Genomic DNA, 26596 nt, shown 5'->3' with positions numbered 1-26596 from the left:
GTTAGCGCCGGGCCATGCCCGGCGAGCGCAGCGGAGGGCGGTTGACAGGGAGTCTACCTACTAGTAGGTTTGCACCCATGAAAGAGTCACTCTCTCCCAAGGCCCACGAGATCCTGGCCCAGGCCCGTTCGCTGCTGGAAGCCGGTGGCTACAACGGTTTCAGCTATGCCGACGTGTCCGCGCGGGTGAACATCAGCAAGGCCAGCATCCACCACCATTTCCCCAGCAAGGCCGACTTGGTGCGTACGGTGGTGGAGCTGTACCGGGCGGAGGCACGCGAGGGCCTGGCGCTGCTGGACCGGCAGCTGGGCGACCCGCTGCAGGAGCTCAATGCGTACGTGGACTACTGGTCGACCTGCATTGCCGGTGGCACCGCGTCGTTCTGCATCTGCGCGATGCTGGCCGCCGAGATGCCGATGATTCCGCTGGAAGTTGCCGACGAAGTGCGCGGGCACTTCGAGGATCTGACCGGCTGGCTGACCGTGACGCTGGAGAAGGGCGTGGCCCGCGGCCAGCTGCGCCTGCACGGCACGCCTGCCGACGAGGCCAAGGCCTTCATGGCGTCGGTGCATGGCGCGATGCTGGCGGCGCGCGGTTTTGGTGATGCAGCGACGTTCGCGGCGCTGGCACGGTTGTCGATTGCCCGGGTGAGCGGGGCGGTCTGAGTGATTCCCGGAAGGCCTGCGCGAAGCGGGTCTTCTTTTTGTCCATCGAATCTACCTACTAGTAGGTTCATAACTCCAGCTGAGGTTGCCATGAGTCATCCGCTTTCTCCCTTGGGCGTCGTACACACCGCGATCAGCCTGATTCCCATCGTCGCCGGCGTTTACGGATTCATCCGCCATCGCGCTATTGATCCGGCTACGCGCGCCGGTAAGCTCTACCTGCTGGGATTGGTGCTGTCGGTGGTGACGTCGTTCACCGTCTCCAGCACCGGGGGCCTCAATCCAGGCCATGCGTTTGGTGTGGTGATCCTGCTGATTGCATTCGGTGGCGTGCTTGCGGCGCGGCTGCGGTTCCTTGACCGGTTGGCGCCCTATCTGTCGACGTTCGCGCTGTCTTTCAGCTTCCTGCTGTCGCTGGTGCCGGGCGTGAATGAAACGCTGACGCGACTGCCGGTGGCGCATCCGATTGCGGCTGCGCCGTTGGCGCCGGTGATCCTGCAGACGCTGCTGGGATGTACGGTGGTGTTTGCCATCGGCTTCGTAGCGCAGTGCTGGCGGATACATGCGCGCAACACGCGCGCACACGGCTGACGCTGCGCGGGACCGTCCGGGTGATCAGTCTGCCAGCGGTGCTGATGCGTGTTCGCCGTAAGTGGCGTTGGCGCTGCCGCAGGTCGCGTACGCCGCCGCGTTGGCAGGCAGGCCGGTGGCTTTGACGCCACGCCGCGAATCGCCCGCGAGCACTTCCACGTAGCGCTCTGCTGCCAGCGTGTCGTCGGGCAGAACGTAAAGCAGCACGCGCTGCAGGGTGGATTGGCCGTCCAATGGCTGTGGCTGGCGGAATGCAGGAACCTGCACGCGCGCGCTGTGCCATTCCTGCGGTGCGGCGGCAGTCTGCCAGCGAACCCGCAACGGCTGCTCGAGATTCAACAGCGCGACACCGGTGGTGTGGTTGGACGCCGTGCACGCAGCGGGGGGCGCAGCAATGGGCGCGATGGCGTCGTCGCCGATGTCCAGCGTCGCGCCGTTGATTTCCAGGCGCACGATCGGCGCGGCGCCGTAGTTGTGCGTCCTGAACTGCACCAGCCCTTCCACGCGGCTGCGCTCAAGCTCGTATTCGGTAGCGCCGGCCAGACGTGCCAGCGCGGGGGCAACCTCGACGTGGTCGGCATAGTGGTAGTAGAGGTGGACGATGTCTGGCCCCCCCGATGTGCCCCACACGGGGGTGAGCGCTGTGGTATCCGGATAGGACTGGCGATGCAGTGGCAGGCGGGTGCCGGTGCCCCCGGGCGGGGCGCCGTACTGGTAGTGCTCGATGCCTGGTTTCAGTCGTGCGTTGTCGTAGGGGAAGGCGCTGTCTGCATCGGACTGTGCGTTCGGGTAGCGGTGGAAGGCAACGAAGTGCTCGGGTGTCTGCCCATTCATGGGCAGGTCGGGCCCGGCACCGGAGTAGGTGGAGGCATAGGGTGAGGTGTCCAGCCACAGTGCATTGCCACTGAGGTTGATGTGCGTTTCGGCGATGGTTGCGCGTGAGCCGCCGGTGGTGGTGTCCACGGTACTGTGCAGCGCGTGCCCCAGCGGAACGATGAGCAGGGCGAGGACAGTGGGCAGGAACATCAGGGCATGCACGCCGCCCGGCACGTGTCCGCGCTCGCGCACCATGTAACGGATCCAGGCCAGCAGGAGCACCAGCAGCAGCGGCACGCCAACCCACAGCGCGAGGGTGACCAACGCCACTACGCCCCAGCCGAGATTCGGGGTGCAGACTGCGATCAGGCCGAGCGCGGCGAGGAGGCCGGCCAGGACCAGCGAGACGCCGATACCGAAGCGGTAGTTCCTGTACGGGGTAGCAGTCATCACCGTTCCATCGGCAGGCCGGGGCGTGCCTGCATCTTGCCGGGTGGATGGCTGCGTGGAAAGGCCGGCGGGCTGTCAGCACCCCACCAGCCGGTCGGCGCTGATGCCACTGCGGTGCTGGTTGCGGTATTCGATGGGGCTGGCATCGACCATGCCGCGGAAGTGCCGGCGGAACGATTCCTGCGAGCCGAAGCCCGCCTGTTCGGCCACCCATTGCAGCGGCCGGTCGGTGGTTTCCAGCAGTTCGCGGGCGTAGGCCACGCGTTCGCGGATCAGCCAGTCGATGGGCGACAGGCCGGTGGCTTCGAGGAACTGGCGCTGCAGGGTGCGCTGGCTCAACGCGGCCTGTTCGGCGAGGCTGCCCAGCGAATGCGGTTCGCGCAGGTTGCGCCGCATCCATTCCATCAGTTTCGCCAGCCGCGTGGGCTCGCCCAGCGGGATCGCGCGGCTGACGCGCTGGCTGCGTTCGGCATCGCGCCACGGCGCCAGCACCAGCCGTTCGGCGACCAGGTTGGCCACGCGCGCGCCGTAATCCTTGCGCACCATGTGCAGCATCATGTCCATGCCGGTGGCCGACCCGGCCGAGGTGATGATGCTGCCGGCGTCCACATACAGCACATCGTCGCGCACGTGGATGCGCGGGAACGCGCGGGCCAGCGTGTCGGTGAGCCGCCAGTGGGTGGTGGCTTGGCGCCCATCGAGCAGACCAGCCCACGCGAGCACGAACGCGCCGGAGCAGATGGACGTGATGCGGGCGCCGCGCGCGTGGGCGCGGGTGAGGGCATCGAGCAGCGCCTGCGGTGGGCGCTCGCTGGGTTCGCGCCAGCCGGGAATGACGATGATGTCGGCGTCGTCGACGGCGCTCAGATCGTAGGGCAGCTGCACCTGTGCGCTGCCGAGCATGCGCAGCGCACCGGGCTCGCCAGCGCAGAGCTGGGTGCGGTACCAGGCCACGCCGAGTTCGGGGCGGATGGGCGCGAACAGGCCGACCGCGCAGCCGAATTCGAACAGGCCCTGGCCGTGGCAGGCCACGATGGCGACGGTGGGCGCGTTCGGCTCGGCAGGCAGAGTGGGCATGGCTTGATGCTACCGACGCAGGCACGTACCACTGAGTGGCGCGCGGGCATGAGGTGATGCCCGCGGGGTATATGGCGCGGTCGCTCCCTTCTTGTAGAGCCGAGCCCACGCTCGGCTCAATACCGTAAGGGGGGATGCATTCTGTCGCGGTCGCGGAGAGCAGCCGAGCGTGGGCTCGGCTCTACAGACAGTAGTGCACCGGCGCGGCCGCCTAACCTCATTACCAGCAGTCATGTGGCTGGCGCGATGTGACGGTCACATGACGCGATATCCGCTGTTGCGTGTTGGGCGTGGGCCCTTGAATGGAGGCGTGTCTCCGGCCCACCCCCACGAGCCCCCATGCCTGCTGCCCACATTCCTGCGCTGTCCACGCTCTCCCTTCTGATTGCGGCCGCCCTGGCCGCTGCCCCGGCGTATGCGGCGGATGCCGATGCGCCGTCGGCGACCACTGCCACTTCTGCGAACCTTGCCGCGTCCACGCTGGATGCGGTGGTGGTGACCGGCTCGCGTACCAGTACGCGCACGGTGAAGAACAGCTCGACACCGATCGACGTGATTTCCGCCGAGGACTTGGCGGCTACCGGCCAGGCCAACCTGCTCGAAGCCCTGCAGCGCAGCCTGCCGTCGCTGAGCCAGATTGGCGGTTACCAGAGCGACCAGGAAAGCCTGATCCGCGGCTACCAGCTGCGCAACCTGTCGCCGGGTTACACGCTGGTGCTGGTGAACGGCAAGCGCCGCAACGCCAGTGCGTACGTCAGTGGCGCCAACGGCGGCGGCTATCCGGGCCACGCCTGGGCCGATCTGGCGCTGATTCCGGTATCGGCCATCGACCACGTAGAGGTGCTGCGTGATGGCGCATCGGCCATCTACGGTTCGGACGCGATCACCGGGGTGATCAACGTGATCCTGAAATCGCAGGCGCACGGTGGCGATGTGTCGGTGGAGAGCGGGCAGAGCACCGATGGCGACGGCAGCCGCACCAGCGTGCGCGCCAACATCGGTCTGCCCTGGGGCGAGGATGGCTTCATCAACCTGTCCGGCGAGAGCACGCGCCAGCATCACGCGATCCGCACGCGGCGCTATATCGATGGCTACCTGAGCTATCCGGCGGTGGACGGCAACGGCAACCTGGTGGCGCTGCGACCGAACAACCGGCTGCCGGCCGGGGCGTCGCCGAACCCGGCCGAGGCCGGACGCGATGCGGAGGCCAACATCATCCTCAGCTCGCCGTCGTATGCGTTGAAGGCCTTCGCGGTGAACGTGGGCCATGGGCTGGGTGAGAACGCGCAGTTCTACGCCAATGCGACGGCCAGTGACCGTACCGCGCAGGCGATCCAGAACTTCCGGCTGCCGGCGACGATCTTCACCACCTACAGGGCGCCGGGCGTGCTGAGCGTGTTTCCCGACGGCTTCCTGCCGGTGCTGGAAACCAAGGAGAAACAGTACACGGGCACGGCCGGGGTGAAGGGCCAGGTTGCGGGCTGGGACTACGACGTCAGCCTGACCGGCAACCGCAACACGGTGCGTACCTACACCCGCAATTCGGTGAACTATTCGCTGCCATATCCCGGCTCGCCCACCGACTTCTACGACGGCAAGCTGGACTATCAGCAGGGCATCGCCAACCTCGACCTGCGTCGCAGCTTCGAGGTGGCGGCCTTCGCCTCGCCGCTGGAAGTAAGTGCCGGTGCCGAGTACCAGCACGAGCAGTACGAACGCGGGGCAGGGCAGTGGGAGTCCTACACCGGCTTCGGTGCGGCCGCCTTCGTGGGCTATTCGACCGCCGATGCGGTGAAGGCCACCCGCAACAGCAAGGCGGTGTACGCCGGTGCGGCGACCAACATCACCTCGCGCTGGTACCTGGATGCGGCCGCGCGCTGGGAAGACCATTCCGACTTCGGCACGGTGTCGACCGGTCGGTTGACCACGCGTTTCGACTTCACTGATGCACTGGGCGTGCGTGCCACGGTCAGCAATGGCTTCCACGCGCCGAGCCTGGGGGCGCAGTTCTACCAGGCCACCGGGAGCTGCCCGTGCGGTACCACGCTGGTGGCGCAGGTCGCTTCGCCGGCAGCGGTGGCGCTGGGCGCTACCCCGCTGAAGCCGGAAAAGGCCACCAACTACAGTCTCGGCGTGACCTGGGACCCGAGCCCGGCCTTCCATCTGGCGGTGGATGCGTACCAGATCGACATCCGCGGGCAGCTCGGCCAGTCCAGCCAGATCGGCTACAACGCGCAGGACCCGGCGCGGGTGACCGACAACAGCGGCACCGTGCTGACCGCCGCGCAGAAGAACACGATTGATGCGCTGCTGGGTACGGCCGGCATCAGCATCCTGCCCGGTGATGCGTTCTACGCCAGCTATTTCACCAACGTGGGCGACACCCGCACGCGCGGTGTGGAGCTGACCCTGGAAGCGAACCAGGAAACGCAGTGGGGCAAGCTGCGCTGGAGCTACGCGGCCAACGTGGGCCGCACCACCATCCAGAAGGTGAGCGCGATTCCGCAGGCCTTGCAGGGGCTGCCGAACATCAACCTGCTGACCAAGTCGAGCGAGTACGCGCTGCGCTTCCGCACGCCGTCGTACACGCAGGTGGCGGGGCTGGGCTGGCAGAACGGACGCTGGCGCTCGAACGTGGACTTCACCTACTACGGCCCGATCAAGCGCCTGAACAACGGCGTGGAGTACAAGCAGCCGCCGGTGCTGGTGACCAATCTGTCCGGTGGGGTGGAACTTGGCGCGGGTTGGAGCGCGGCATTGGGCATCAACAACCTGTTCGACAAGCGCACCCGCAAGGTGCCCGCGTATGCACGCAGTGCTACCGATGTGGCCAGCATCGAGACCACCTGGGACAGCGGTGATGTGCTGAGCAACGTCGGCACCTTCTGGTACGGGCGCGCCAATTACCGGTTCTGAGGTTCATGCAACACGCAGCCGAGCGTGGCTCGGCGCTACATGGGAGCGTTTCATGTCATCTGCATTGAATGTGGTTGCGTTGATTGGTTCGCCGACGGCATCGGCCAACTCGCGCACGTTGCTGCTGGTGCGGCATCTGCTGGAAGAGCTGCGCGAGCGGGTCAACATCAGCGTGGAGCTGGTCGAGCTGGCGCTGATCGCGCGCTCGCTGGGGCAGGCGCTGCAGCGTAGTGAAGTGGAGCCGCAGGTGGAGCGCGCGCTGGCCACGATTGAATCGGCGCAGCTGCTGGTAGCGGCCACGCCGGTGTATCGCGGGTCCTATCCGGGCCTGTTCAAGCACCTGATCGACTTCATCGCGCTGGACGCGCTGGTGGATACGCCGGTGCTGCTGGCCGCGACCGGTGGCAGCGAGCGCCACGCGCTGGTGATCGACCATCAGCTGCGGCCGCTTTTCAGCTTCCTGCAGGCGCATACGTTGCCGATCGGGGTGTATGCCACGCCGGCCGACTTCGACGGCGACCGCATCAACAGTGCTGCACTGCAGGCGCGCATCCAGCTGGCAGCCGAGCGTGCAGCGGGACACGTGGCGCCACTGGCGGCGGCGCTGCCGGCGCCGCTGCGCAGGATCGCCTAGGACGTGGCGGTGCAGCTGCGGCACCTGGCGTTCCTCACGCCCGGAAGCTATCTGCCGGAACAACCACGCGCGGGCCTGGACGCGACGCTGGCCTTGATCGCGTTTGCCGAACAGCTGGGCTATGACGGCGCGTGGGTGCGCCACCGCCACCTGGAACCGGGCATCAGCTCGGCAGCGGTGTTCCTGGCGGCGGCCAGCCAACACACCACGCGCATCGAGCTGGGCAGTGCGGTCATCCAGCTGGGCTACGAAACACCGTTCCGTCTGGCCGAGGATCTGTCGTTGCTGGACGCGCTGGCCGGTGGCCGGCTGCAGGTGGGCGTCAGTACCGGCGCGCCGCCACATGGGGAACTGGTTGGGCCACTGCTGTACGACAGCGACCCTGCGCGCATCGACTTTTCCCATCGCCGGGTGGCGCGGTTGCTGGAAGCGCTGCGGGGTGAGCCGTTGGGTGCCGCCGATGCTGAAGTCGGCAATGCGGCCACGCGCTATCGTCCGCGACTGCAGCCGCATGCGCCGGGGCTGGTGGACCGGGTCTGGTATGGCGCTGGCTCTCTGCAGTCGGCGCGTTCGGCGGGTGAGCAGGGGCTGCATCTGCTGCTGGGCAACGTCAACCGCGCCGAGCTGAGTGATGACTTCTTCGTCGCGCAGCTGCAGCACCTGCAGGCCTATCGCGCAGCATTGCCGTTGGGCAGCCCGCGCCGCGTGGCGGTAGGGCGGGTGCTGGTGCCCACCGAAGGTGTGGATGCGGCCACGCGCCAGCGGATCGACGCCTTCAGTGCGCAACGGCATGCGCGCACCCTGGCGCCGCAAGGGCCACGCCGCACCATGTTCGCGCCCGACGTGGTCGGCAGCACGGCGCAGATCATCGCGCGGTTGCAGGCCGATCCGCTGCTGCAGCACGTGGACGAGCTTCGCGTGGAGCTGCCCTATGAGCTGCCCGAGCAGGACTACCGGCGCATCCTCACCACGGTGATCGAGGACATCGCGCCGGCACTGGGCTGGCGCGCGCCTGCACAGGCGGTCTGACGCCGCGAACGTCCATAACGGCCGGCAGTCTGCTTATTGCCAACCTGCATCTGCATGGCCGGATCCGACCGTGGATTGTCGAGTTCTGGCGCTGGCATCCGGCCTTCCTTCTCTAGCATCGATATCGAAGCGGCAGTGCATTGCCGGCCCCTACGAGGACGATTCCGTGGCTGTAGACGCAACCCACAAACCCATCCTGTTCCTGCTGGACCGCGAGTTCGAGGACGGCCAGTTGCCCGGACAACGCTTCTTCTGCCGGCACAGCCTGCTGCTGGAAGGTGCGCTGTCGAGCATCGACGGCCTGGACGCGCAGCTGGATGTGCGCCGCATCGGCTTCAGCCGGCCGCGCCGCGAGGTGATCGCCGAGATCGGCGAGCAGGACCAGTCGCTGCCGAAGCTGGTGCTGCCGCAGGGCGTGGTTAATGAGCACGCCAGTGGTGAGTACCAGCAGCGCCAGTACATCTCCGGTGCCGAACCGATCCTGGCAGCACTGAACGGCCTGCTGGGCATTCCCGTGGCCCATCCCTGAGCGAGGACGTGACGATGAGCTACCTCACCAGCGTGTTGGACAAGAGCCCGGTGGCCGACGGCAGCACGCCGGAACAGGCGTTGCGCAACAGCCTGCAACTGGCGCAGCGCGCCGAGCAGCTGGGCTATCACCGTTACTGGTTTGCCGAGCACCACGCGGCGCCGACCCTGGCCAGCCCGGCACCGGAAGTGCTGGCGGCGTGGGTGCTGGCGCAGACCCGGCGCATCCGCATCGGCAGTGGCGGGGTGATGCTGCGCCACTACGCACCGTACAAGGTGGCCGAGAACTTCAATCTGCTGGCCGCACTGGCGCCGGGTCGCGTGGATCTGGGCGTGGGCAAGGCACCGGGCGGTCTGCCGGCATCGACTGCCGCATTGGCTGCCGGTCGCCCGGCATTCGCCGATTTCGACCAGCAGCTGCGCGACCTGGAAGGCTATCTGTCCAATGCGCAGGCGAATGCGCAGGCGCGGCCGATTCCACAGACGGCGCCGGAGCGCTTCCTGCTTGGCGCGAGCCCGCAGAGCGCGCAGCAGGCGGCCGAACTGGGCTGGCGCTTCGTGTATGCCGCACATTTCGACGGTGACCCGAAGCACATTGAGGCCGCCTTCGAGGCGTATCACGCGGTGTCCACGCACGCCCCGCTGCTGGCGACCGTAGCCTTCGCCGCGCCCACCAGCGAGGCCGCTGCGCGCCATATCGGCGCGCTGCGCGTCTACAAGCTGCACCTGGGCCCGGGACAGACGGTGAACCTGCCCAGCCCCGAGGCCGCTGCCGAGTACGCACGGCAGGTGGGTGTCACTGATTTCCGCGTCGAAGAAACACGCCCCAGCGTGCTCTCTGGCGACGCGCAGCACGTACGCAGCGAGCTGGATGCGCTGCATCGACGCTTCGGCGTGGGTGAATTCATCCTCGACGCGCCGGTGGCCGACCTCGACGCACGCCTGACGTCCCTTGAACTGCTGTCGCCCGCTCCCCGCGCGGCGGTGGCCTGACTGCTGGAGCGACCCCATGAGCACGACCCCGCGTCCCATCCCGTTCGGCATCATGCTGCAGGGCCCCGGCAGCCACATGCATGCCTGGAAGCATCCGTCCAACGCGCCCGATGCCAGCGTCAACCTGGGCTACTACATCGATATCGCGCGTACCGCCGAGGACAACGGCATCGCCTTCGGCTTCGTCGCTGACGGGCTGTACATCAACGAGAAGTCGATCCCGCATTTCCTCAACCGCTTCGAGCCGATCTCGCTGCTGTCGGCACTGGCGACGGCAACGAAGAAGATCGGTCTGGCCGGCACGCTTTCCACCTCGTACAGCGATCCGTTCACCGTGGCCCGCCAGTTTGCGTCGCTGGACCTGCTCAGTGGTGGCCGTGCCGGTTGGAACGTGGTGACCTCGCCGCTGGAAGGCTCGGGCCGTAACTACGGCCGCCCGCATCCCGAACACGCACTGCGTTACCAGATTGCCGATGAGTACCTTGAGGTGGTGCAGGGCCTCTGGGATTCGTGGGATGACGATGCGTTCGTGCGCGACCGCGACAGCGGCACGTTCTTTGCGCCGGAGAAGTTCCGGCGCCTCGACCACAAGGGCCGCTTCTTCCAGGTGGAAGGTCCGCTCAACATCCAGCGCTCGCCGCAGGGGCAGCCGGTGATCTTCCAGGCCGGTTCGTCCGACGATGGCATTGCGCTGGCAGGCAAGTACGCCGATGCGGTGTTCACCCACGCGCCGTCGCTGGAGGAGACCCGTGCGTTCACCCAGAAGGTGAAGAACTCGGCGATAGCCCATGGCCGCAGCGCCGGTGACGTCAAGATCTTCCCGGGCATCGGCCCGATCGTTGGTCGCACGGCGGAAGAAGCCGAAGCCAAGTACCAGGCAATTGCCGCGCTGGCGGGGCTGGACGATGCATTGGCGTATCTCGGCCGATTCTTCGACCACCACGACTTCAGCCAGTACGACCCTGACGCGCCGTTCCCGGAGCTGGGCGATATCGGTGCCAATTCCTTCCGCTCCACCACCGACCGCATCAAGCAGGACGCGCGTGAGCAGGGCCTGAGCCTGCGCCAGGTGGCACTGCAGGCGGTCAGCCCGCGGCCGAACTTCATTGGTACGCCGGAGCATGTGGCCGACGAACTGATCCGCTGGTTCGACGCCGGTGCCAGCGATGGCTTCATTCTCGGCTTCGCGGCGCAGCGCGAAGGCCTGGATGATTTCGTAACGCTGGTGCTGCCGCTGCTGGAAGCACGCGGTTACCACCGCAGCGAGCTGGAAGGACAGACCCTGCGCGACCACCTGGGCCTGCCACGCAAGGCGAGCCGCTATGCGCCCGACGCCGAGCCGGCGCGGAAGGTGGGATAAGGCGATGAGCGGAGATACCTCGGTAGCGCCGGGCCATGCCCGGCGGAGTTCGCCGGCAACGGGCGTACTGCCCGAGATCGCGGCACGTGCCGACGAGGCCATCGCGATCCGCCATGACCTGCACCAGCACCCGGAACTGGCCTTCGAAGAGCACCGCACCAGTGCCCGCGTGGCGGAACTGCTGCAGCAATGGGGCTACGCGGTCAGTACCGGCATCGGTGGCACCGGCGTGGTCGGTACGTTGCAGCGCGGGCAGGGCAGTCGCCGGTTGGGCCTGCGCGCCGACATCGATGCGCTGCCGATCCATGAAGAATCCGGGCTGGCTTATGCCAGTCAGCGCGAGGGCCTGATGCACGCCTGCGGCCACGATGGCCACACCGCCATCCTGCTCTCGGCCGCCCACTACCTGGCACACCACGGCCGATTCGATGGCACGTTGCAGTTGGTGTTCCAGCCGGCCGAGGAAACCGGGTCAGGTGCTTCGAAGATGATCGCCGATGGCCTGTTCGAACGCTTCCCGGTTGATGCCATCTATGGCCTGCACAACTGGCCGGGCGTGCCGGTGGGTCACTTCGGCTTCGTCGACGGACCGGCGATGGCCTCGGTGGACTGGGCGCGGCTGCGGGTGATCGGCAAGGGTGGCCACGGCGCCGAGCCGCAGGGCAGCGTCGACCCGATCCTGGCCGCTGCACACATCATCACCGCGCTGCAGAGCGTGGTGTCGCGCAATGTCGACCCGCGACAGATGGGCGTGGTCACCGTGGGTTCGATCCATGGTGGGCAGGCCGCCAACGTGATTCCCGATGTGGTCGAGCTGAAGCTGACCGTGCGTGCGTACCTGCCGCAGGTGCGCGATACCCTGCGCCGACGGGTCACCGACATTGCCGAACAGACCGCCGCCGCGTTTGGTGCGCGTGCCGAGATCGAATTCCCGCGCGGCTTCCCCAGCGTGATCAATCATCCGGAGCAGACGGCGTACATCCGCGAGGTGGCGGTGCAGGGCTTCGGCGCCGGGCAGGTGGTGGAGGCCTTCGCACCGCGTACCGCCAGCGAGGACTTCGCCTTCCTGCTGCAGGCGCGGCCGGGCAGTTTCGTGTTCGTCGGCAACGGCGACAGCGCGCCGCTGCACAGCCCGCGCTATGTGTTCAACGATGCGGCCATCGCCCCCGCGGCCAGCCTGTGGGCGCGCCTGGCCGAGCACTACCTGGTGGAGGACGTGGCATGAGCGTGCGGTACGACAACGATCGCTTCCTGTACACCGCGGTGGATGACCCGTTGGCGCGGCCGCTGTTTGACGGCCTGGAACAGGAATACGACAACCGCTACGCGGACGTGCGTCGTCGGATTGGTGGCAGCGCCCGCGAAGAGCTGCAGCGCTACCCGGCAGAAGCGTTCGCGGCCCCGGTGGGTGCATTCGTGCTGCTGCTGCGCGACGGTGTGGCAATCTCCGGCGGCGCGTTCATGCCACATCGCGATGACGATACCGCCGAGTTCAAGCGGATCTGGACGCTGCCTGGTCTGCGCCGGCAAGGCATCGCCCGTCGCGTGCTGCAGGAACTGGAAGATCAGGCTGCGCGGCAGGGCTATCGACGCGTGTTCCTGACCACCGGCTTTCGCCAGCCGGAGGCAGTCGGCCTGTACCTCAGCCACGGCTACACCGCGCTGTTCGACCTGGATGCAGACCCGGAAACCATCGCGCATCTGCCGTTCGAAAAACAGCTGGTGCCGCAGCCGCAGGTGGGCATCGCGCCCGATATCGCACTGCACGGAGCGGTGGCATGAGCACGCCGTCCACCGCTATCGAGGGCATTCCCCGCCAGCCGGCCACGGCGCTGAAAATCGTGCCGGCGCGGCACCCGCTGCAGGTGATCGGGACGGTGCTGGCACTAGCGCTGATCCTGATCGGGCTGCAGTCGGTGCTGGGCAACCCGCGCTGGGGCTGGGGCACGTTTGCCGAATGGTTCTTTGTCCGCCCGGTACTGGAAGGGTTGGGACGGACCTTGCTGCTGACCGCGCTCGGTACCGGCCTCGGCTTCGCGCTGGGCACCCTGCTGGCCCTGGCCCGCGTCTCCGGTTCACCGCTGCTGTCGGCGGTGTCGTGGGGATACGTGTGGCTGTTCCGTTCGATTCCGCTGCTGGTGCTGTTGCTGCTGCTGAACAACCTGGGCTACCTGTACAGCACCATCGAACTGGGCGTGCCGTTTACCGGCATCAGCCTGTTCTCGTACCCGACCACGCAGTTGATCGGCGTGTTCACTGCGGCGGTACTCGGCCTCACCTTGAACCAGGCGGCGTTCTCGGCGGAAGTGATCCGTGGCGGCATCCTGTCGGTCGACCACGGCCAGTACGAAGCGGCCGCCGCGTTGGGCCTGCCGCGCGGTCGGCAGGTGCGCCGCATCATCCTGCCGCAGGCGATGCGTTCGATTCTGCCGGCGGCGTTCAACGATGTGATCGGTCTGGCCAAGAGCACCTCGGTGGTCTACGTGCTGGCGCTGCCGGAGCTGTTCTATACCGTGCAGGTGATCTACCGCCGCAACCTGGAGGTGGTGCCGCTGCTGATGGTGGCCACGGTCTGGTACCTGGTGATCCTGACGGTGCTGTCGCTGCTGCAACGGCGGGTGGAGCAGCGTTTCGCGCGTGGCCAGCTGCAGCATGAGCGCAACGTGTCGCGGGTACCGTCGACGCCGCCGCGTCCCGTAGCGCCGGCCAGCGCACGCATACCCAGCCGCGCGGCCTTTGCCGTGCCGATCGAGGCGGGCACGGGCGCCGCGGTTTCATTGCAGGGGGTGGGCAAGGCCTTCGGCGAGCAGACGGTGCTGGATGACGTGAACCTGGAACTGAAGGCGGGCAGCGTGACCGTGCTGATCGGTCCGTCCGGTGCCGGCAAGTCCACGCTGTTGCGGCTGATCAATCATCTTGAACGCGCTGACAGTGGCTTCGTCACCGTGGGCGGCCAGCTGATCGGTTACCGCCGCGACGGCGACACCCTGTACGAGCTGCCGGAAGGCGAGATCCGCCGTCGCCGCGCGGAAGTCGGCATGGTGTTCCAGGGCTTCAACCTGTTCCCGCACATGACCGCGCTGGAGAACATCATCGAAGCGCCCATCGCGGTACGCGGCATATCGCGCGCCCAAGCCGAGCAGCAGGCGCGCACGCTGCTGGAGCGGGTGGGGTTGGCCGACAAGGCCGATGCCTTCCCGCGCCAGCTGTCCGGTGGCCAGCAGCAGCGCGTGGCCATCGCCCGCGCGCTGGCGCTGCAGCCGAAGGTGCTGCTGTTCGATGAGCCGACCTCCGCGCTGGACCCGGAGCTGGTGTCCGAGGTGCTGAGCGTGATCGAGGAGCTGGCCAGTTCCGGCACCACGCTGGTGATCGTCACCCACGAACTGGGCTTCGCCCGCCGTGTGGCCGACCACGTGGTGATGATGGACCAGGGCCGGGTGATCGAGCAGGGCACGCCGGACGCGCTGTTTGAACACCCGCGCCAGCAACGCACCGCCGATTTCCTGGCCAAGACCCTGTAACCCCTTTCGAGAAACCCCATGAGCCCAGCATCGCAGCGACGTCCCGCACGCAGCACCCTGTTGATCGTCGGTGTGCTGGTCATCGGCATCGCCGGCATCGTCTACTCGCGCGTACGCCAGGGCCCCGATGGCGTGCCTGTTGCGGCGACATCGCTGGCAGCCAGCAACGCGGAGATACTGAAGGGCACGCCCGATCCGAAGGCGCAGGCGCTGATTCCTGCCGGTTACCGTTTCGTCACGCCGGGTGCCTTCACCATCGCTACTCATCCCGGCCAGCTGCCGTTGGCCGACTACGGTGCCAACAGCAAGGACGTGGTGGGCGTGGAGCCCGATATCGCACGATTGATCGCCGATGGCCTCGGCCTGAAGCTGGTGGTGGTGCCGGTGGCCTGGGCCGACTGGCCGCTGGGGCTGGAATCGGGCAAGTACGATGCGGTGCTGTCGAACGTGACGGTCACTGAAGAGCGCAAGAAGAAGTTCGATTTCTCCAGCTACCGTTTCGACCTGCTGGGCATCTATACCCGCACCGATGGGCCGATCCAGAAGATCGCCACGCCCGCCGACGTGGCCGGGCTGAAAGTGGTGGTGGGGGCCAGCACCAACCAGGACCAGATCCTGCGCCAATGGGACAAGCAGAACATCGCCGCGGGCCTGAAACCGGTGGAATACCAGTACTTCGATGACGCGGTGATCGGGCGGCTGGCGGTCATCACCGGTCGCGCGGATGTGTCGTTCGAGCCGAATGCCACCGGCGCCTATTCGGCACGCGATGGCAAGGTGCGCCGGGTTGGCCTGTTCCCGGGCGGCTGGCCGGATGCGGCGGCGATCTCGGTGACCACCCGCAAGGGCAGTGGCCTGGCCGATGCGGTGACCCAGGCGCTGAACACGCAGATAAGCAGCGGCACCTACGCGAAGGTGTTGGCGCGCTGGAACGTAGCCGAAGAGGCGGTGCCGCAGTCGCAGACCAATCCGCCGGGGTTGCCGGGGTTTTGAAGCAGGCGTGCCAACCAACGGTTGGCACCCACCGGAATGCGAGGCGGGGCGTGCCGACCAAGTTCGGCTTCTACCGGGGTCAGGACTGCCACTCGATGTGTTCCGGACGGGCGCCTGCATTGCTGTGAAAGAAACTGATTGCAGCAAAGCACGCCTCGAGGTCGATGCACCACGCCAGCGGATAGCCATCCACCTGGCCGTTGTCGAGACGGAAATAGGCGTTGCCCGCGCGATGTTCGTTTCCGCAGGAATGGAAGCCGTCATCGCCGGGCTCGCGCAGGTACATCAGCCACGCGTGCTCCGCATTGCGCAGCATGCACAGCGTAGGCCCATCGGGCACCGATGCCCACAGCTCGAACTGGGGCATGGATGCGGCCAGCGCCAGTGCACTGGCCAGTTGTTCGTCGGTGGTGGCGGCAACCGGGCCGCCATTGAGTAGAAGTTCGATCACTTCGGTTCCTGCAGGGGCGTCACTGCCAGCGTGCCTCAAGCATACGGAACGGGCCATCGAGCAGCACCCCGTCCTTGTCGAAGTTCTGTACCGATCGCCCATCGACGCGCACGTCCTTCGGCAGGGTGCGGCTCGGCCACCACACACGTACCGGCGTGCCCTTGCGCAGTCCCTTGCCGAGCGAGACCTGCAGCGTTCCATCGCGTTGGTGCGCCTGCATCTGCAGGGTGCCATAGGCAGTGGGCAGGCGGTCCACGGCCAGTCCTTCACCGGCCACCCAGGAAGGCGGCGTACCCGGCAGCAGCGACAGCGCGTCATCGTCTTCGCGCATCAGCATGCCGAACAGGGTGCGGCCGTATTCGGCGCCGATCCAGGTGTGCGGCATGTCGCCGAGGTAGCGCGGGAAACGCAGCCGCGAATGCACGACCTCGGCCAGCACCTGCCATTCCAGGGGCCTGCGATCGTGCAGCAGGCCCTGCAGCAGTTCGTCGGCCGCTTCAGGCTGACCCAGGTGCACGTAGCTCAGCACGTTGCGGATTTCATACGGCGTGTAGGCATACAGCGCACCGGGCTGGTTGCGCTTGCGCACATCGTCCAGGTAGCGGGCGAAGGTGGTGCGCAGGGCGTCGGCGGGCAGCACGCTCTGCGCACCGGTCGGGTCGAGTGCGATCGACACACCGGTCGGGTCGCCGTCGCCGAGGTCGGCCGACGAGGGAATGAAGTCGATGCCCTTCCATGCCATCGTTGCGCGGATCGAGGCATGCAGGGCGTCATACAACGCCTTGTACTGTTCGCGCGCCCACTTCGCGGTTTCGGGGTCGCCCAGTGATTCGGCCAGCCACGCGCCGTCATGCCAGCCCTTCAGACCCCAGTAGTCGTCCCAGTAGCTGTGGGTGGGCGAGGGGTAGCCCTCGTGGCTGATCGAAGGCGCCAGAATGCCGGCGAAGCGCTCCGGTACGGGCTGGTCGGCCATATAGCCCGGCACCAGCGTGCGTTCGCGCAGTTCCTGCAGGAAGCGCAGCGCGGCCTTCACCTTGGGCAGATAGGTGCGCACGCTTTCGGGGCCGCCATCCAGCCGAGCGACGTCGGCCACCAGGGTGACGTACTGGCCTTGGCTGTCGTACTCGATGTCCGAGCCGAAGCCGGTATTGACGCTGCCATCATCGTTGAGGATCGGCGACACCAGGCCATTGGCATGCACGCCATGTTCGCTGTACCAGGCCAGGTAGTCGCGTGCCACCTTGGCTTCGCCCATGCGCAGCAGCACCGCCGAGGTGGCCATGCCGTCGCGGATGAAGGAGCGGTTGTAGTTGCGTGGGCCGGGCTGCATCGCCGGGCCGGTCTGGTTGATCAACATGTACGCGGCCTGCGCGCGCAGCATGTCCACCAGTGAAGGGTCGGGCAGGCGCAGGCCGACCTGGCCCAGGCGTGCCTGCCAATCGGCGGAGGCGCGGCTGGCCAGCGCGTCGAAAGCCTTGTCGCCGTCGCGCGGCAGCGAGGCGAGGTCGAGTTCCGGCGCTTGTGGCAGCACGCCATTGGCATCGGCGGTGGCGGTACCGAGCGGGAAGGCCACCACCACTGCATCGCTGGCACCGGGTGCCAGGCGGACGCGATAGCTCAACGCCGCCGCTGCCAGGCCTGCGGCGTCGCTTGCCTGTTGTGCGGCAGGCAGTTGCCCGCTCGCGATGGCCGACGTGATCTCGGTGTCGCCTTCGTTGCCGAAGGGCGCGGCGCCGGCGGCATCCACCGCGGTGAGTGACTGCAGCAGCGTGCGGCCATTGACGCTCACGGCGTTGCCTGCAACGGCCACTTCGCGGATCGGCGACAGCCCGCCGTTCTGCCACGGCGGGTTCATCTGCATTGGTCGCACCGCGAGGGTCAGCGTGCCTTCGATCGCTGTGCTGCCGGTGTTGCGCAGGCGATGGCGCACGAAGGTGACCGGTTGCCCGTCGCGCTCGATGGCGAACGCCTCGCTGCGCAGCTCCAGCCCCGGTTGCGGTGACCACGTGGCTGAAGGCATCGGCTTCCAGCCATCGCGAAGCGCGTGCTGCACGGGGTTTTCGGCGGCACCCGCCGCGCGGCCATCGGCACTGCGCCAGATCGGCTGCACCAGCGGTGCGCCCTTGTAGGCCTCGATGTTGCCGTACTCATCGAAGATCGATTTCTGCCGGCCGGCGTGCACGCCCACCGCGGTCCAGTAGGTCTGCTGCATGTGCAGCGACGCGGGGAACAAGGCGCGCTGCGCGCCGCTGGCGGCGATCTGGTAGCGCTTCATCGGCGTCATCACCGCCTTTGGGCCGAGCAGGCGGATGCGCTTGACCTGCGGTGCATCGCCTTCCACGGTCAGCCGCAGTGCCTGCAGGTCGAGCGGGGCGTCGGCCGCCAGCCAGCTCTGCTGCCGGGTCGCCGCCTGCGCATCGCGTGCCAGGTCGTGCCAGCGGCCCTTCGCATCCTGTGCCTGCAGGCGTGCAGCGCCGTGCACGTTGGCCCAGTCCACCGCCAGCCCGGTGCTGGGCTGCGCACGGGGCAGGGTGATGTCGAGCGTGTGGATGCCGCCCTTGCCAGCGGGGATGGCAACCGTGCCACCGCCCTGCCACAGCGCAGCGGATCGGTTGTCATCCAGCCCGGTCACCCGTGCTGCAAGTGCAGCGTCCAGCGGTTCCATCTCGAAGATGGAGACGCCCCAGTCGGAGGTGCGCTGCGGGCTGGCCAGGCGCAGGTAGCGGGCCTGGCGCGGCGCGAAGTACAGCGTCTCGATGCCGCCCAGCGAATCGGCCATGACATAGGCCGTCTGCCACTGCTTGCCGTCGAGCGAGGTCTGCAGTGAATAGCCTTCGGGATTGGAGACATCCCAGGTGAGGCGGGTACCGGCCAGCATCGCCGGTTTGCCGAGATCGATCTGGAACCAGTGTCCCGGGCTGAACGCACCGCCGGTCACCGTCTTCGGATCGTTGTCGATCAGGTGGCTGATCGCCATCGCCGGAACCTGCTGCGAAGACGCGCTGGCCTGCCATTGCGCACGAGGCGGCAGGTTCTGCGAGCTTACCGCTGCAGCCAGTGCGAGGGTCGGCAGCAGCAGGGCCGCGGCAAGGCGCCGGTTCGGCAGGCGGGGAGCGGTCCAGCGGTCAGCGCACAACGTCATTGCGAAGGCCTCACATCAGCAGGGCCCGGGAACGGGCGGGCCTACGCTAGCAAGGGATGTAACCGGTTACATGACGCGTCGCAATATTTCCCGGACATGCTCCAGCCCGACGTGTCATGAATGCGCACAGATCCGCTCGCGCAACCAGCGATGCGCCCGATCGCGGTGCACGCTGCGTGTATGCCCTGACGGGGATGGCTCTGGAACCCGGGCGGAGAGGCTGTAGGGTCGAAGCGACCAAGCTCACCCATTGCAGGTTGTCACGTGACAACCTGTGCAATCACATCCAGAGTTCGAGGGAAAGGAATGCCCCGTTCGCGCCATCCAGACAAAGACATTGAAGCGGCTCTCCGTTTCGCCGAATCGCGTGGATGGAGGCTGCGGATCGGCGGCAGTCATGCTTGGGGACGAATGTACTGTCCCTACAACGACAAGGACTGCCGATGTGGCGAATTCTGAGTGGTGAGCATATGGAGCACGCCCCGGAATGCCTTGAACCATGCGCGAGCCTTGTGTCGCGCTGTCGAGAACTGCAGCCGTGAGCGATGACGCACCCGGCATCCTCCCAAGGACACGTCGATGATGGAATTCACCTTCATTCTCAAATATCGTCTGCCGGATTCAGGTACCGACGCTGGCTTGCTTGAGCAACGCCTTGCCGATGCCGGCTGTGATGATGCGCTGCTGGGCATTGGCAGGCCGGGCAGGTTGGCGCTTGAATTCTGCCGCCAAGCGGCCAGTGCGCGGGAGGCCGTGCTTTCCGCGCTGGCAGACGTCCAGCGTGCCGTACCCGGTGCAGAGCTGATCGAAGTCAGTCCCGATCTGGTAGGGCTGACGGACGTTGCTGATCTGCTGGGCATGTCACGGCAGAACATGCGCAAGTTGCTGCTCGCGCACCCGCAGACGTTTCCGGCACCGGTGCACGAGGGCAGCGCGTCGATCTGGCACCTGGCCGATATTCTTTCGTGGATGCAGGCGCGCGGCAGCCAGAAGGTCAGCAGCGAGCTGGCGGAGCTCGCTGCTGCGGCGCTTCAGATCAATGTGGCGAAGGAGCAGGAACGGCTGGTTAGCCATCCCGGCTGAGGGTCGCTGCGCGACAGACCGTTACAGTTCCACCCGCTCCCACCAGCGCGTTCCCGCGGTCGGTGCCTGCATGTCCAGTGCCTCGCCCATCATCGGCGTGGCTACCGTCACGTTCTTTGCCGCAGCCAATGCGCTGATGCGTTCGAACGGCTGCTGCCATTCGTGCAGGGCCAGGTCGAAGGTGCCGTTGTGGATCGGCAGCAGCCACTTGCCGCGCAGGTCCAGGTGCGCCTGCAGGGTCTGCTCGGGCTGCATGTGCACGAACGCCCAGCGCTGATCATAGGCGCCGGTTTCGATCATCGTCAGGTCGAACGGACCGTATTTCTCGCCGATGGCCTTGAAGCCATCGAAGTAGCCGGTATCGCCGCTGAAGAAGATGCGGAAGTCGCCGTCCTGGATCACCCACGAGGCCCACAGGCTGCGATCGCTGTCACCCAGGCCGCGGCCTGAGAAGTGCTGGCCCGGCGTGGCGGTCAGGCGCAGCCCAGCGGCTTCGGTGGACTGCCACCAGTCCAGCTGTTCGACCTTGGCCGCATCCACGCCCCAGGCAATCAGCTGGTCGCCCACGCCCAGCGGCGCGATGAAGCGCGCGGTCTTGCCGGCCAGCTTCATCACGGCCGCGTGGTCGAGGTGGTCATAGTGGTTGTGCGAGAGGATGACGCCGGCAATCGGCGGCAGTTCGTCGATGCTGATCGGCGGTGCATGGAAGCGCGCCGGGCCCATCCATTGCACCGGTGAGGCGCGTTCGGAGAACACCGGATCGGTCAGCCAGTACTGGCCGCGCAGCTTCAGCAGGATCGTCGAATGGCCCAGCCGGAACAGGCTGCGGTCAGGCGCTGCGTCCAGCGTGGCGCGGTCCAGCGTCTGCACCGGAATGGGGTGGTTGGGCACGGTGCCCTTGGGCTTGTTGAACAGGAAGGTCCACCAGATCTCCAGGCCATCGCGCAGGCCCATCGCCGGCTTCGGCAGGGCGTTGCGGAATTTGCCTTCGCGGTACTGCGGCGAATCTGGGAAGTCGGGGAGGGACCAGGATTTGCAGAAGGTATAGGCGGTCACGGCGAGGATTCCGAGCAGGAGGACAAGGAGCAGGCGCTTCATGGGTGACGTCCGCAGGGTACACTGCACAGTGTAGTTTCCGATTTCCGGAAAGTACACTGTCGGGTGTAAAATGGGTGTGTTCGTTCAGCTATCTGGTCCCGCCATGTCCCGTTCCCCGCAACGCCTTACCGACCGCAAACGCGAGGCCATCGTCCGCGCGGCGGTGGAGGAGTTCCGGTCGGCCGGCTACGAGGCGACCAGCATGGATCGCATCGCGGCGGTGGCGGGCGTCTCCAAGCGCACCGTCTACAACCACTTCCCGAGCAAGGAAGAACTGTTCGCGCTGATCCTTGAAGAGCTGTGGCACAGCAGCGTGGCCAGCGTCGAGCTGCCGTACCGGGCCGACCAGCCGCTGGACGTGCAGTTGCTGCAACTGCTGCGGCAGAAACTGGACCTGCTGGGCGATGCCAACTTCATCGATCTGGCGCGGGTAGCGATGGCCGAGATCATCCACTCGCCCGAGCGTGCGCAGGCGATCGTCTGCCGCATGGGCGAGAAGGAGAGTGGCGTCAGCGCGTGGATCCGGGCGGCGATTGCCGATGGGCGGCTGCGCGAGGTCGATCCGGAATTCGCCGGCCACCAGCTGCAGGGCCTGGTGAAGAGCTTCGCGTTCTGGCCGCAGGTGACGATGGGTCAGGCACCGCTGGCGCCGAAGGAACGCACGCGCGTTGCGGAGTCGGCGGTGGCGATGTTCCTCGGTTTCTACGCGGTGTAGAGCCCGGGCTGCGCGATCAGTGCGCGCCCAGATGCCGGAGGTAGGCGCAGAACATGTCGGCCACCGCATCGGCATGGACGCGCATCTCGGCGGGAGTGCGCGGGTCACTGGAGCATTTACTACCGGTGGCCTCCAGCGTGGTGTCGATCAGATCCACCGCCAGCTGGCGCGTGCCCACCGAGGCCGGCGGCAGCACCTGCAGCATCTCGCCTGCCCTGGCCGCAGTCCAACTGCGTGGGGCGTGTACGCGACACGCCGATGACGGTATCGCCGGGCTGGCAGAGGCCTTCCACGAAGGCGCGGCCGAGGCCTTTGCTGGCGCCGATGACCATGAGTTTCATGCGATGTTCTTTGCTGTGAGGTGTCCGCTTCGGAGAGAATCCAGGGTGTGACCTGGCCCGGAGCGATGGAGATGGAAGCAGGATCGAGCGGTGGCGGTGTCATGCCCTTGCCGTCGCAGTGGTGCAGCGCGCTGCGCGATGCAGAGATCGAGATGCAGAGCATCGGCGTGTCGCGCGCGGATGTAGCGCGGGTGCGACGTCTGGGGTCGCCGGACGCGTTCCTGAAATCGGAAGTGATCGATGCCTTCAGCGAGCTGGATGGCGAAATCCTTCGTCTGCGCTGGCTGCGGGCACAGGGACAGCCGGTGCCAACGGTGCTGGATACGGCGGAGGAGGGCGGTCGCCGCTGGCTGCTGATGAGCGCGTTGCCCGGCCATGACCTGGCATCGTCGCCGACGCTGGAACCCGCCGAGGTGGTCGTGCTGCTGGCCGACGCGCTGCGCGATCTGCATGCGCTGCCAGTCGCCGCGTGTCCGTTCGATCATCGCCTCGCATCGCGCTTGCCTGCGGTGGCCGCGCGCGTGGCGGCGGGGCAGGTCGATGCGGATGATTTCGACGATGAACGCCTTGGGCAGAGCGCGGAGCAGGTCTATGCCGAACTGCTGGCAACCCGTCCGGCGGATGAGGATCTGGTGGTGACGCACGGCGATGCGTGCCTGCCGAATCTGCTGGCGGCCGACGGCCGCTTCAGCGGCTTCATCGATTGTGGGCGGCTGGGCGTGGCTGATCGTTGCCAGGACCTGGCGTTGGCCGCACGCAGCCTGGTCCACAACTACGGCGACACCCGTTGGGTCGCACCACTGCTGGCCCGTTATGGCATGCGTGCCGATGAAGATCGACTGGCGTTCTACCGGCTGCTGGACGAATTCTTCTAGGGGCATGCCAGGTCCACAAGCGCTGCGGGGCGCGGCAGGATCGGCCCTCAACTGCGGTTGAGGTCAAGCTCGGCGGCCTGAACGGCGACTGGCCGGAGGCTTTGGATGGCCTGTCAAATGGACGAACGTTCGTTCATCGTTTGCCGCATGAACCGTACCGACCGCAACGAACAGCGTGCCGCGCAGATCCTGCAGGCTGCCCTGCAGTGCTTCCTGTCCAAGGGCTTCCACCAGACCAGCATGCGCGACATCGCGCAGGCGGCCGGGGTGAGCCTGGGCAATCTCTACAACCACTTTCCCGGCAAGCAGGCGCTGATCCTGGCTACGGCCGAAGCCGAACAGGATGAACTGCAGCCCCTGTTGCAACGGTTGACGGACTGCAATGGCGAACGTGCGCAGGTGCAGGGGTTCCTGCAGGACTACCACGCCTTGTGCCGGCAGCCGGAATGGGCGCTGCTGAGCGTGGAAGTGCTGGCCGAGAGTGCGCGCACTCCGGCGGTGGCGGCGGCATTCGCAGGCAACCGCGCGCTGTTGCAGCGCGGTCTGGCCGAGGCCCTGCAGCAGGTCGCACGGCGCGAGCGCCGCCGTCCTGCGCTGCCGGCGGCGCTGCAGGCGCAGGTAGTGCTGGATGCGATCGAAAGCGATGCGCTGCGGCAGGGGTTGGGTGAGGCGCGCGCTGCGGCTGCCGACGTGCTTGATCCTGGCTTGCTGGCGGCGCTGCTCGGAGGCCGTTCGTGAGCAGTGACGATCGACGATTGCATGGGCTGGACCTCGCGCGCTATCTCGCGCTGGCCGGCATGGTGCTGGTCAACTTCCGTCTGGCGATGGCCGTCGAGGCCGACGGTGGCGGGCTGCTTGCTGGATTCTTCCATCTGCTGGAAGGCAAAGCCTCGGCCACCTTCGTGACGCTGGCCGGGGTGGGGTTGGTGTTGGCCACGCAGCGGCAAGCGTGGTGGCAGGCGAGCATGCAGACCTGGCGACGGGCCGTGTTCCTGGCCGTACTCGGCCTGCTGAACCTGACCGTGTTTCCCGCCGATATCCTGCACTACTACGCGGTGTACTTCGCGGTGGCGGTGCTGTGGCTGCGCGCGTCGCCCCGTGTTCTGCTGGGCAGCATGGCCGCCTTGGCGATGGTCTCGTTCTGGGCCCTGCTGCGCTGGGACTACAGCCAGGGATGGAACTGGCAGACGCTGGCTTACGAAGGTCTATGGCAATGGCCGGGTGCGATGCGCAACCTGTTGTTCAACGGTTTCCATCCCGTGCTGCCGTGGCTGTGCTTCTTCCTGCTGGGCATGCTGCTGGCGCGGCTGCCGCTGTCGCAGCCACGGGTGCAGCGCGCCCTGCTGTTGCTCGGTCTGTTGTTGATGGGCGCCGGCCAGGCGTTGCAGCAATGGGGCCACGGCACGGCCTGGCAGCTGTGGCTGGCGACGCAGCCGATGCCGCCCGGCCCGGCCTATCTGCTGACCGGCGCAGGCGCGGCATGTGCAGTGATCGCCGCGTGCCTGTGGCTGGTGCGGCTGCATCCCGGTGATTGGCTGGAGCCGTTCACCGCAGCCGGACGGATGACGCTGAGCCTGTACGTCGCGCACATCCTGATTGGCATGGGCGTGCTGGAATCGCTCGGTCTGCTGGATGGCAGCGCCAGCCTGTCGTGGGTGTTGATGTCTGCGTTGCTGTTCGTGATGCTGGCTACTGCAGCAGCCTGGTTGTGGTCGTGGCAGTTCGCGCGCGGTCCGCTGGAAGCGGTCATGCGACGCGTTGCCGGCTAGTTATTTCGTCGCAGGACACCGATGTTGTGACCCGTTAGCCTGTGCGGATGCAGGGCCATCTGCGATAGTAGGTGTCGTCACCAAAGCACGCCTGCCTCCATGTCATTCGCTTCGGCGCAGCAGATCGTTGAGGTCCTGCAGCAGTCCTACGACATCAACGCGACGGCGGTGGTGCCGCGTCCGGTGGGTGCCGACGCCAACGCGTGCGTGTTCCGCATCGACGCCCGTCATGACCACTGGTGGTTGAAGTGTCGCAACTTCCAGGTTGCGCCAGCGGTCTGGGACAGCCTGCACTGGCTGCGTGGCACATTGGGCATCGAAGAGATCGTGGCGCCCTGGCCGGCATTGGCCGGCGGTGCCTCGGTGCAGCGCTGGGGCCTGCAGTTCACGTTGTTCCCCTATATCGAAGGGCAGTCGGGCTTCGAGGCACCGCTGAGCCGTGCGCAATGGCGCCGGCTGGGCGAGGTGCTGCGGCGCCTGCATGAGGCCGAGATTCCGCCGGCACTGCGCCAGGCATTGCCGACGCTGCGGCTTGAAACCGCGGCGGTCGATACGGTGGGTGCGTGGTTGCAGGATCCTTCGACGCTGGCGCAGGCGCAGGATCGATCCGGCAATGCGTTCCTGGCGCTGTGGCAGCAGCAGCGGCCGCGCATCGCCGAACTTCACCAGCGTGCTGAAGCACTGCGTCGTGCGTTGCAGGACGAAGCACCCGCACTTTGTCTGTGCCACACCGATCTGCACGCCGGCAATCTGCTGATGGGGCAGGACGATGCGCTGCATCTGATCGACTGGGACGGCCTGGCACTGGCCCCGCGTGAGCGCGACCTGATGTTTGTTGGCGCTGCGGTGGGTGGCCGTTGGGGGCGTGAGCATCCGCTGGGCTTTGCCGAAGGGTATGGCAGCGACCTTGGCGATCCGCGCTGGATTGCGTGGTACAGGCACTGGCGCATCCTGCAGGACCTGATCGAGTTCGAGCAGATGCTGCTGGGCCCCGGCGCGGCGCAGCGCTCGCTGCAGCAGCACCGGCAGTCACTGCACTACCTGGGCGAGCAGTTCGCGCCGGGGAATGTATTCGATGCGGCCGAGCGCGCGTATCGGGTGCTGTAGGGGGTGCGGCCGGGCTGCGCCCGGCACCTGCAGAGGCCGGAGCCGAAGCAACTGCGACAGCCGAAGCAACAGCAACCGCCGAAGCAACAGCAACCGCGGGCATTCCGTGGGAGGGCGGGGTGGGTCCGGTTGCGGGGGACGCCGTAAATACGTCCCTGTAGGCTTGGCCGCGGCATCCATGCCGCGGACACCCCCGCAACCGGACCCACCCCGCCTTCGACAGTTTTCCGCAATCTGTCTGGATGGCGTGGCTTGCTATTGGTGGGTGTCGACCCTGGTCGACACGTAGATCCACGCCATGCGTGGATGCTCTTCGATCATTTGATCAATTGTCGAAATATTCGATTTCGATGGAGATTCATCCACGCATGGCGTGGATCTACCAGACACCTGGAAACTGTCAGAGGTGGGGTGGTGTCGGATTGCGGGGTGTCCGCGGCAT

The 26596-nt window shown here is 66.8% G+C and carries 24 protein-coding genes and 1 pseudogene; 19 read left to right on the top strand and 6 right to left on the bottom strand.

What is annotated here, in order from left to right; genetic code table 11:
- The first annotated feature begins 77 nt into the window (after nucleotides 1-77).
- Both MRBLST15_RS04445 and MRBLST15_RS04440 read left to right on the top strand, forming a co-directional pair.
- On the top strand, nucleotides 78-665 hold the full coding sequence (locus MRBLST15_RS04445; RefSeq protein ID WP_367785342.1) for a TetR/AcrR family transcriptional regulator: 588 nt from the start codon (nucleotides 78-80) through the stop codon (nucleotides 663-665).
- A 90-nt stretch (nucleotides 666-755) separates the two neighbouring features.
- Entirely contained in the window at nucleotides 756-1256 is a 501-nt protein-coding gene (locus MRBLST15_RS04440) for a hypothetical protein (protein ID WP_367785341.1), read from the top strand.
- 24 nt (nucleotides 1257-1280) lie between these two features.
- Here MRBLST15_RS04440 and MRBLST15_RS04435 read toward each other — a convergent pair whose 3' ends face one another.
- Together MRBLST15_RS04435 and MRBLST15_RS04430 are read right to left on the bottom strand one after the other, a co-directional pair.
- Nucleotides 1281-2522: a hypothetical protein gene (locus MRBLST15_RS04435; RefSeq protein WP_367785340.1), complete on the bottom strand. Its 1242-nt coding sequence runs from the start codon at nucleotides 2520-2522 to the stop codon at nucleotides 1281-1283.
- A 75-nt stretch (nucleotides 2523-2597) separates the two neighbouring features.
- The gene (locus MRBLST15_RS04430; RefSeq protein WP_265953284.1) at nucleotides 2598-3599 is read right to left on the bottom strand and encodes a helix-turn-helix domain-containing protein; all 1002 of its coding nucleotides are present in this window, start codon (nucleotides 3597-3599) and stop codon (nucleotides 2598-2600) included.
- Between the two features lie 339 nt (nucleotides 3600-3938).
- Here MRBLST15_RS04430 and MRBLST15_RS04425 point away from each other — a divergent pair, with 339 nt between their 5' ends.
- The 10 genes from MRBLST15_RS04425 (at nucleotide 3939) to MRBLST15_RS04380 (ending at nucleotide 15573) form a co-directional block, all read left to right on the top strand.
- On the top strand, nucleotides 3939-6515 hold the full coding sequence (locus tag MRBLST15_RS04425) for a TonB-dependent receptor plug domain-containing protein (RefSeq protein ID WP_367785339.1): 2577 nt from the start codon (nucleotides 3939-3941) through the stop codon (nucleotides 6513-6515).
- 52 nt (nucleotides 6516-6567) lie between these two features.
- Nucleotides 6568-7149, top strand: a complete 582-nt coding sequence (msuE, locus tag MRBLST15_RS04420) for an FMN reductase (protein WP_367785338.1) — start codon at nucleotides 6568-6570, stop codon at nucleotides 7147-7149.
- 3 nt (nucleotides 7150-7152) lie between these two features.
- Nucleotides 7153-8178, top strand: coding sequence for an LLM class flavin-dependent oxidoreductase (locus MRBLST15_RS04415; protein ID WP_367785337.1), 1026 nt, complete (start codon nucleotides 7153-7155; stop codon nucleotides 8176-8178).
- A 166-nt stretch (nucleotides 8179-8344) separates the two neighbouring features.
- Nucleotides 8345-8707, top strand: coding sequence for a DUF3088 family protein (locus tag MRBLST15_RS04410; RefSeq protein ID WP_089240600.1), 363 nt, complete (start codon nucleotides 8345-8347; stop codon nucleotides 8705-8707).
- A gap of 14 nt (nucleotides 8708-8721) precedes the next feature.
- Entirely contained in the window at nucleotides 8722-9699 is a 978-nt protein-coding gene (locus MRBLST15_RS04405; RefSeq protein ID WP_367785336.1) for an LLM class flavin-dependent oxidoreductase, read from the top strand.
- A 16-nt stretch (nucleotides 9700-9715) separates the two neighbouring features.
- A complete protein-coding gene (locus MRBLST15_RS04400) occupies nucleotides 9716-11059 on the top strand; it encodes an LLM class flavin-dependent oxidoreductase (RefSeq protein ID WP_367785335.1) in 1344 nt (447 codons plus the stop codon).
- Between the two features lie 4 nt (nucleotides 11060-11063).
- Nucleotides 11064-12284, top strand: coding sequence for a M20 aminoacylase family protein (locus MRBLST15_RS04395; RefSeq protein ID WP_367785334.1), 1221 nt, complete (start codon nucleotides 11064-11066; stop codon nucleotides 12282-12284).
- Nucleotides 12281-12841 carry a GNAT family N-acetyltransferase gene (locus MRBLST15_RS04390; RefSeq protein ID WP_265953293.1) on the top strand — a complete coding sequence of 187 codons (561 nt, stop codon included), beginning with the start codon at nucleotides 12281-12283 and terminating at the stop codon, nucleotides 12839-12841. The genes MRBLST15_RS04395 and MRBLST15_RS04390 overlap by 4 nt, the downstream gene beginning before the upstream one ends.
- Nucleotides 12838-14580 (top strand): amino acid ABC transporter permease/ATP-binding protein, encoded by a 1743-nt coding sequence (locus tag MRBLST15_RS04385; RefSeq protein WP_367785333.1) that lies wholly within the window; start codon nucleotides 12838-12840, stop codon nucleotides 14578-14580. The genes MRBLST15_RS04390 and MRBLST15_RS04385 overlap by 4 nt, the downstream gene beginning before the upstream one ends.
- Nucleotides 14581-14598: 18 nt before the next feature.
- Complete coding sequence (locus MRBLST15_RS04380; RefSeq protein WP_265953292.1) at nucleotides 14599-15573, top strand: ABC transporter substrate-binding protein; 975 nt, start codon at nucleotides 14599-14601, stop codon at nucleotides 15571-15573.
- 79 nt (nucleotides 15574-15652) lie between these two features.
- Here the strand turns inward: MRBLST15_RS04380 and MRBLST15_RS04375 are convergent, their stop codons facing one another.
- Together MRBLST15_RS04375 and MRBLST15_RS04370 are read right to left on the bottom strand one after the other, a co-directional pair.
- Nucleotides 15653-16024: an Imm1 family immunity protein gene (locus MRBLST15_RS04375; protein ID WP_265953291.1), complete on the bottom strand. Its 372-nt coding sequence runs from the start codon at nucleotides 16022-16024 to the stop codon at nucleotides 15653-15655.
- 19 nt (nucleotides 16025-16043) lie between these two features.
- On the bottom strand, nucleotides 16044-19166 hold the full coding sequence (locus MRBLST15_RS04370; RefSeq protein WP_367785332.1) for a discoidin domain-containing protein: 3123 nt from the start codon (nucleotides 19164-19166) through the stop codon (nucleotides 16044-16046).
- A 306-nt stretch (nucleotides 19167-19472) separates the two neighbouring features.
- Between MRBLST15_RS04370 and MRBLST15_RS04365 the strand changes: the two are divergent.
- Nucleotides 19473-19715: pseudogene (locus MRBLST15_RS04365) on the top strand (hypothetical protein).
- A 33-nt stretch (nucleotides 19716-19748) separates the two neighbouring features.
- On the top strand, nucleotides 19749-20249 hold the full coding sequence (locus MRBLST15_RS04360) for a helix-turn-helix transcriptional regulator (RefSeq protein WP_367785532.1): 501 nt from the start codon (nucleotides 19749-19751) through the stop codon (nucleotides 20247-20249).
- Between the two features lie 21 nt (nucleotides 20250-20270).
- Here MRBLST15_RS04360 and MRBLST15_RS04355 read toward each other — a convergent pair whose 3' ends face one another.
- The gene (locus MRBLST15_RS04355) at nucleotides 20271-21347 is read right to left on the bottom strand and encodes an MBL fold metallo-hydrolase (RefSeq protein WP_367785331.1); all 1077 of its coding nucleotides are present in this window, start codon (nucleotides 21345-21347) and stop codon (nucleotides 20271-20273) included.
- A 103-nt stretch (nucleotides 21348-21450) separates the two neighbouring features.
- Between MRBLST15_RS04355 and MRBLST15_RS04350 the strand changes: the two genes are divergently transcribed.
- Nucleotides 21451-22062, top strand: coding sequence for a TetR/AcrR family transcriptional regulator (locus tag MRBLST15_RS04350; protein ID WP_265953289.1), 612 nt, complete (start codon nucleotides 21451-21453; stop codon nucleotides 22060-22062).
- Nucleotides 22063-22078: 16 nt separating this feature from the next.
- Here the strand turns inward: MRBLST15_RS04350 and MRBLST15_RS04345 are convergent, their stop codons facing one another.
- Nucleotides 22079-22267 carry a hypothetical protein gene (locus MRBLST15_RS04345; protein ID WP_367785330.1) on the bottom strand — a complete coding sequence of 63 codons (189 nt, stop codon included), beginning with the start codon at nucleotides 22265-22267 and terminating at the stop codon, nucleotides 22079-22081.
- Nucleotides 22268-22504: 237 nt separating this feature from the next.
- Here MRBLST15_RS04345 and MRBLST15_RS04340 point away from each other — a divergent pair, with 237 nt between their 5' ends.
- The 4 genes from MRBLST15_RS04340 (at nucleotide 22505) to MRBLST15_RS04325 (ending at nucleotide 26154) form a co-directional block, all read left to right on the top strand.
- Nucleotides 22505-23278 (top strand): APH(3')-II family aminoglycoside O-phosphotransferase, encoded by a 774-nt coding sequence (locus MRBLST15_RS04340; protein ID WP_414716146.1) that lies wholly within the window; start codon nucleotides 22505-22507, stop codon nucleotides 23276-23278.
- Nucleotides 23279-23425: 147 nt separating this feature from the next.
- Entirely contained in the window at nucleotides 23426-24016 is a 591-nt protein-coding gene (locus tag MRBLST15_RS04335) for a TetR/AcrR family transcriptional regulator (RefSeq protein ID WP_312704948.1), read from the top strand.
- Nucleotides 24013-25047 (top strand): DUF418 domain-containing protein, encoded by a 1035-nt coding sequence (locus MRBLST15_RS04330; protein WP_367785328.1) that lies wholly within the window; start codon nucleotides 24013-24015, stop codon nucleotides 25045-25047. The genes MRBLST15_RS04335 and MRBLST15_RS04330 overlap by 4 nt, the downstream gene beginning before the upstream one ends.
- A gap of 99 nt (nucleotides 25048-25146) precedes the next feature.
- Nucleotides 25147-26154 (top strand): phosphotransferase, encoded by a 1008-nt coding sequence (locus MRBLST15_RS04325; protein WP_367785327.1) that lies wholly within the window; start codon nucleotides 25147-25149, stop codon nucleotides 26152-26154.
- Nucleotides 26155-26596 lie beyond the last annotated feature (442 nt).

This window comes from Stenotrophomonas sp. LST15-1-1.1, from assembly GCF_040815575.1.
GTDB lineage: Bacteria > Pseudomonadota > Gammaproteobacteria > Xanthomonadales > Xanthomonadaceae > Stenotrophomonas > Stenotrophomonas lactitubi_B.
This window is presented reverse-complemented; position numbering and strand designations above follow the sequence as displayed.

Coding starts and splice junctions, on each gene's coding strand:
- MRBLST15_RS04425 (WP_367785339.1), top strand. CDS start 3,939: ATGCCTGCTGCCCACATTCCTGCGCTGTCCACGCTCTCCCTTCTGATT.
- MRBLST15_RS04355 (WP_367785331.1), bottom strand. CDS start 21,347: ATGAAGCGCCTGCTCCTTGTCCTCCTGCTCGGAATCCTCGCCGTGACC.
- MRBLST15_RS04345 (WP_367785330.1), bottom strand. CDS start 22,267: ATGCTGCAGGTGCTGCCGCCGGCCTCGGTGGGCACGCGCCAGCTGGCG.
- MRBLST15_RS04400 (WP_367785335.1), top strand. CDS start 9,716: ATGAGCACGACCCCGCGTCCCATCCCGTTCGGCATCATGCTGCAGGGC.
- MRBLST15_RS04435 (WP_367785340.1), bottom strand. CDS start 2,522: ATGACTGCTACCCCGTACAGGAACTACCGCTTCGGTATCGGCGTCTCG.
- MRBLST15_RS04405 (WP_367785336.1), top strand. CDS start 8,722: ATGAGCTACCTCACCAGCGTGTTGGACAAGAGCCCGGTGGCCGACGGC.
- MRBLST15_RS04430 (WP_265953284.1), bottom strand. CDS start 3,599: ATGCCCACTCTGCCTGCCGAGCCGAACGCGCCCACCGTCGCCATCGTG.
- MRBLST15_RS04395 (WP_367785334.1), top strand. CDS start 11,064: ATGAGCGGAGATACCTCGGTAGCGCCGGGCCATGCCCGGCGGAGTTCG.
- MRBLST15_RS04325 (WP_367785327.1), top strand. CDS start 25,147: ATGTCATTCGCTTCGGCGCAGCAGATCGTTGAGGTCCTGCAGCAGTCC.
- MRBLST15_RS04335 (WP_312704948.1), top strand. CDS start 23,426: ATGAACCGTACCGACCGCAACGAACAGCGTGCCGCGCAGATCCTGCAG.
- MRBLST15_RS04385 (WP_367785333.1), top strand. CDS start 12,838: ATGAGCACGCCGTCCACCGCTATCGAGGGCATTCCCCGCCAGCCGGCC.
- MRBLST15_RS04370 (WP_367785332.1), bottom strand. CDS start 19,166: ATGACGTTGTGCGCTGACCGCTGGACCGCTCCCCGCCTGCCGAACCGG.
- MRBLST15_RS04440 (WP_367785341.1), top strand. CDS start 756: ATGAGTCATCCGCTTTCTCCCTTGGGCGTCGTACACACCGCGATCAGC.
- MRBLST15_RS04390 (WP_265953293.1), top strand. CDS start 12,281: ATGAGCGTGCGGTACGACAACGATCGCTTCCTGTACACCGCGGTGGAT.
- MRBLST15_RS04340 (WP_414716146.1), top strand. CDS start 22,505: ATGCCCTTGCCGTCGCAGTGGTGCAGCGCGCTGCGCGATGCAGAGATC.
- MRBLST15_RS04350 (WP_265953289.1), top strand. CDS start 21,451: ATGTCCCGTTCCCCGCAACGCCTTACCGACCGCAAACGCGAGGCCATC.
- MRBLST15_RS04360 (WP_367785532.1), top strand. CDS start 19,749: ATGGAATTCACCTTCATTCTCAAATATCGTCTGCCGGATTCAGGTACC.
- MRBLST15_RS04445 (WP_367785342.1), top strand. CDS start 78: ATGAAAGAGTCACTCTCTCCCAAGGCCCACGAGATCCTGGCCCAGGCC.
- msuE (WP_367785338.1), top strand. CDS start 6,568: ATGTCATCTGCATTGAATGTGGTTGCGTTGATTGGTTCGCCGACGGCA.
- MRBLST15_RS04380 (WP_265953292.1), top strand. CDS start 14,599: ATGAGCCCAGCATCGCAGCGACGTCCCGCACGCAGCACCCTGTTGATC.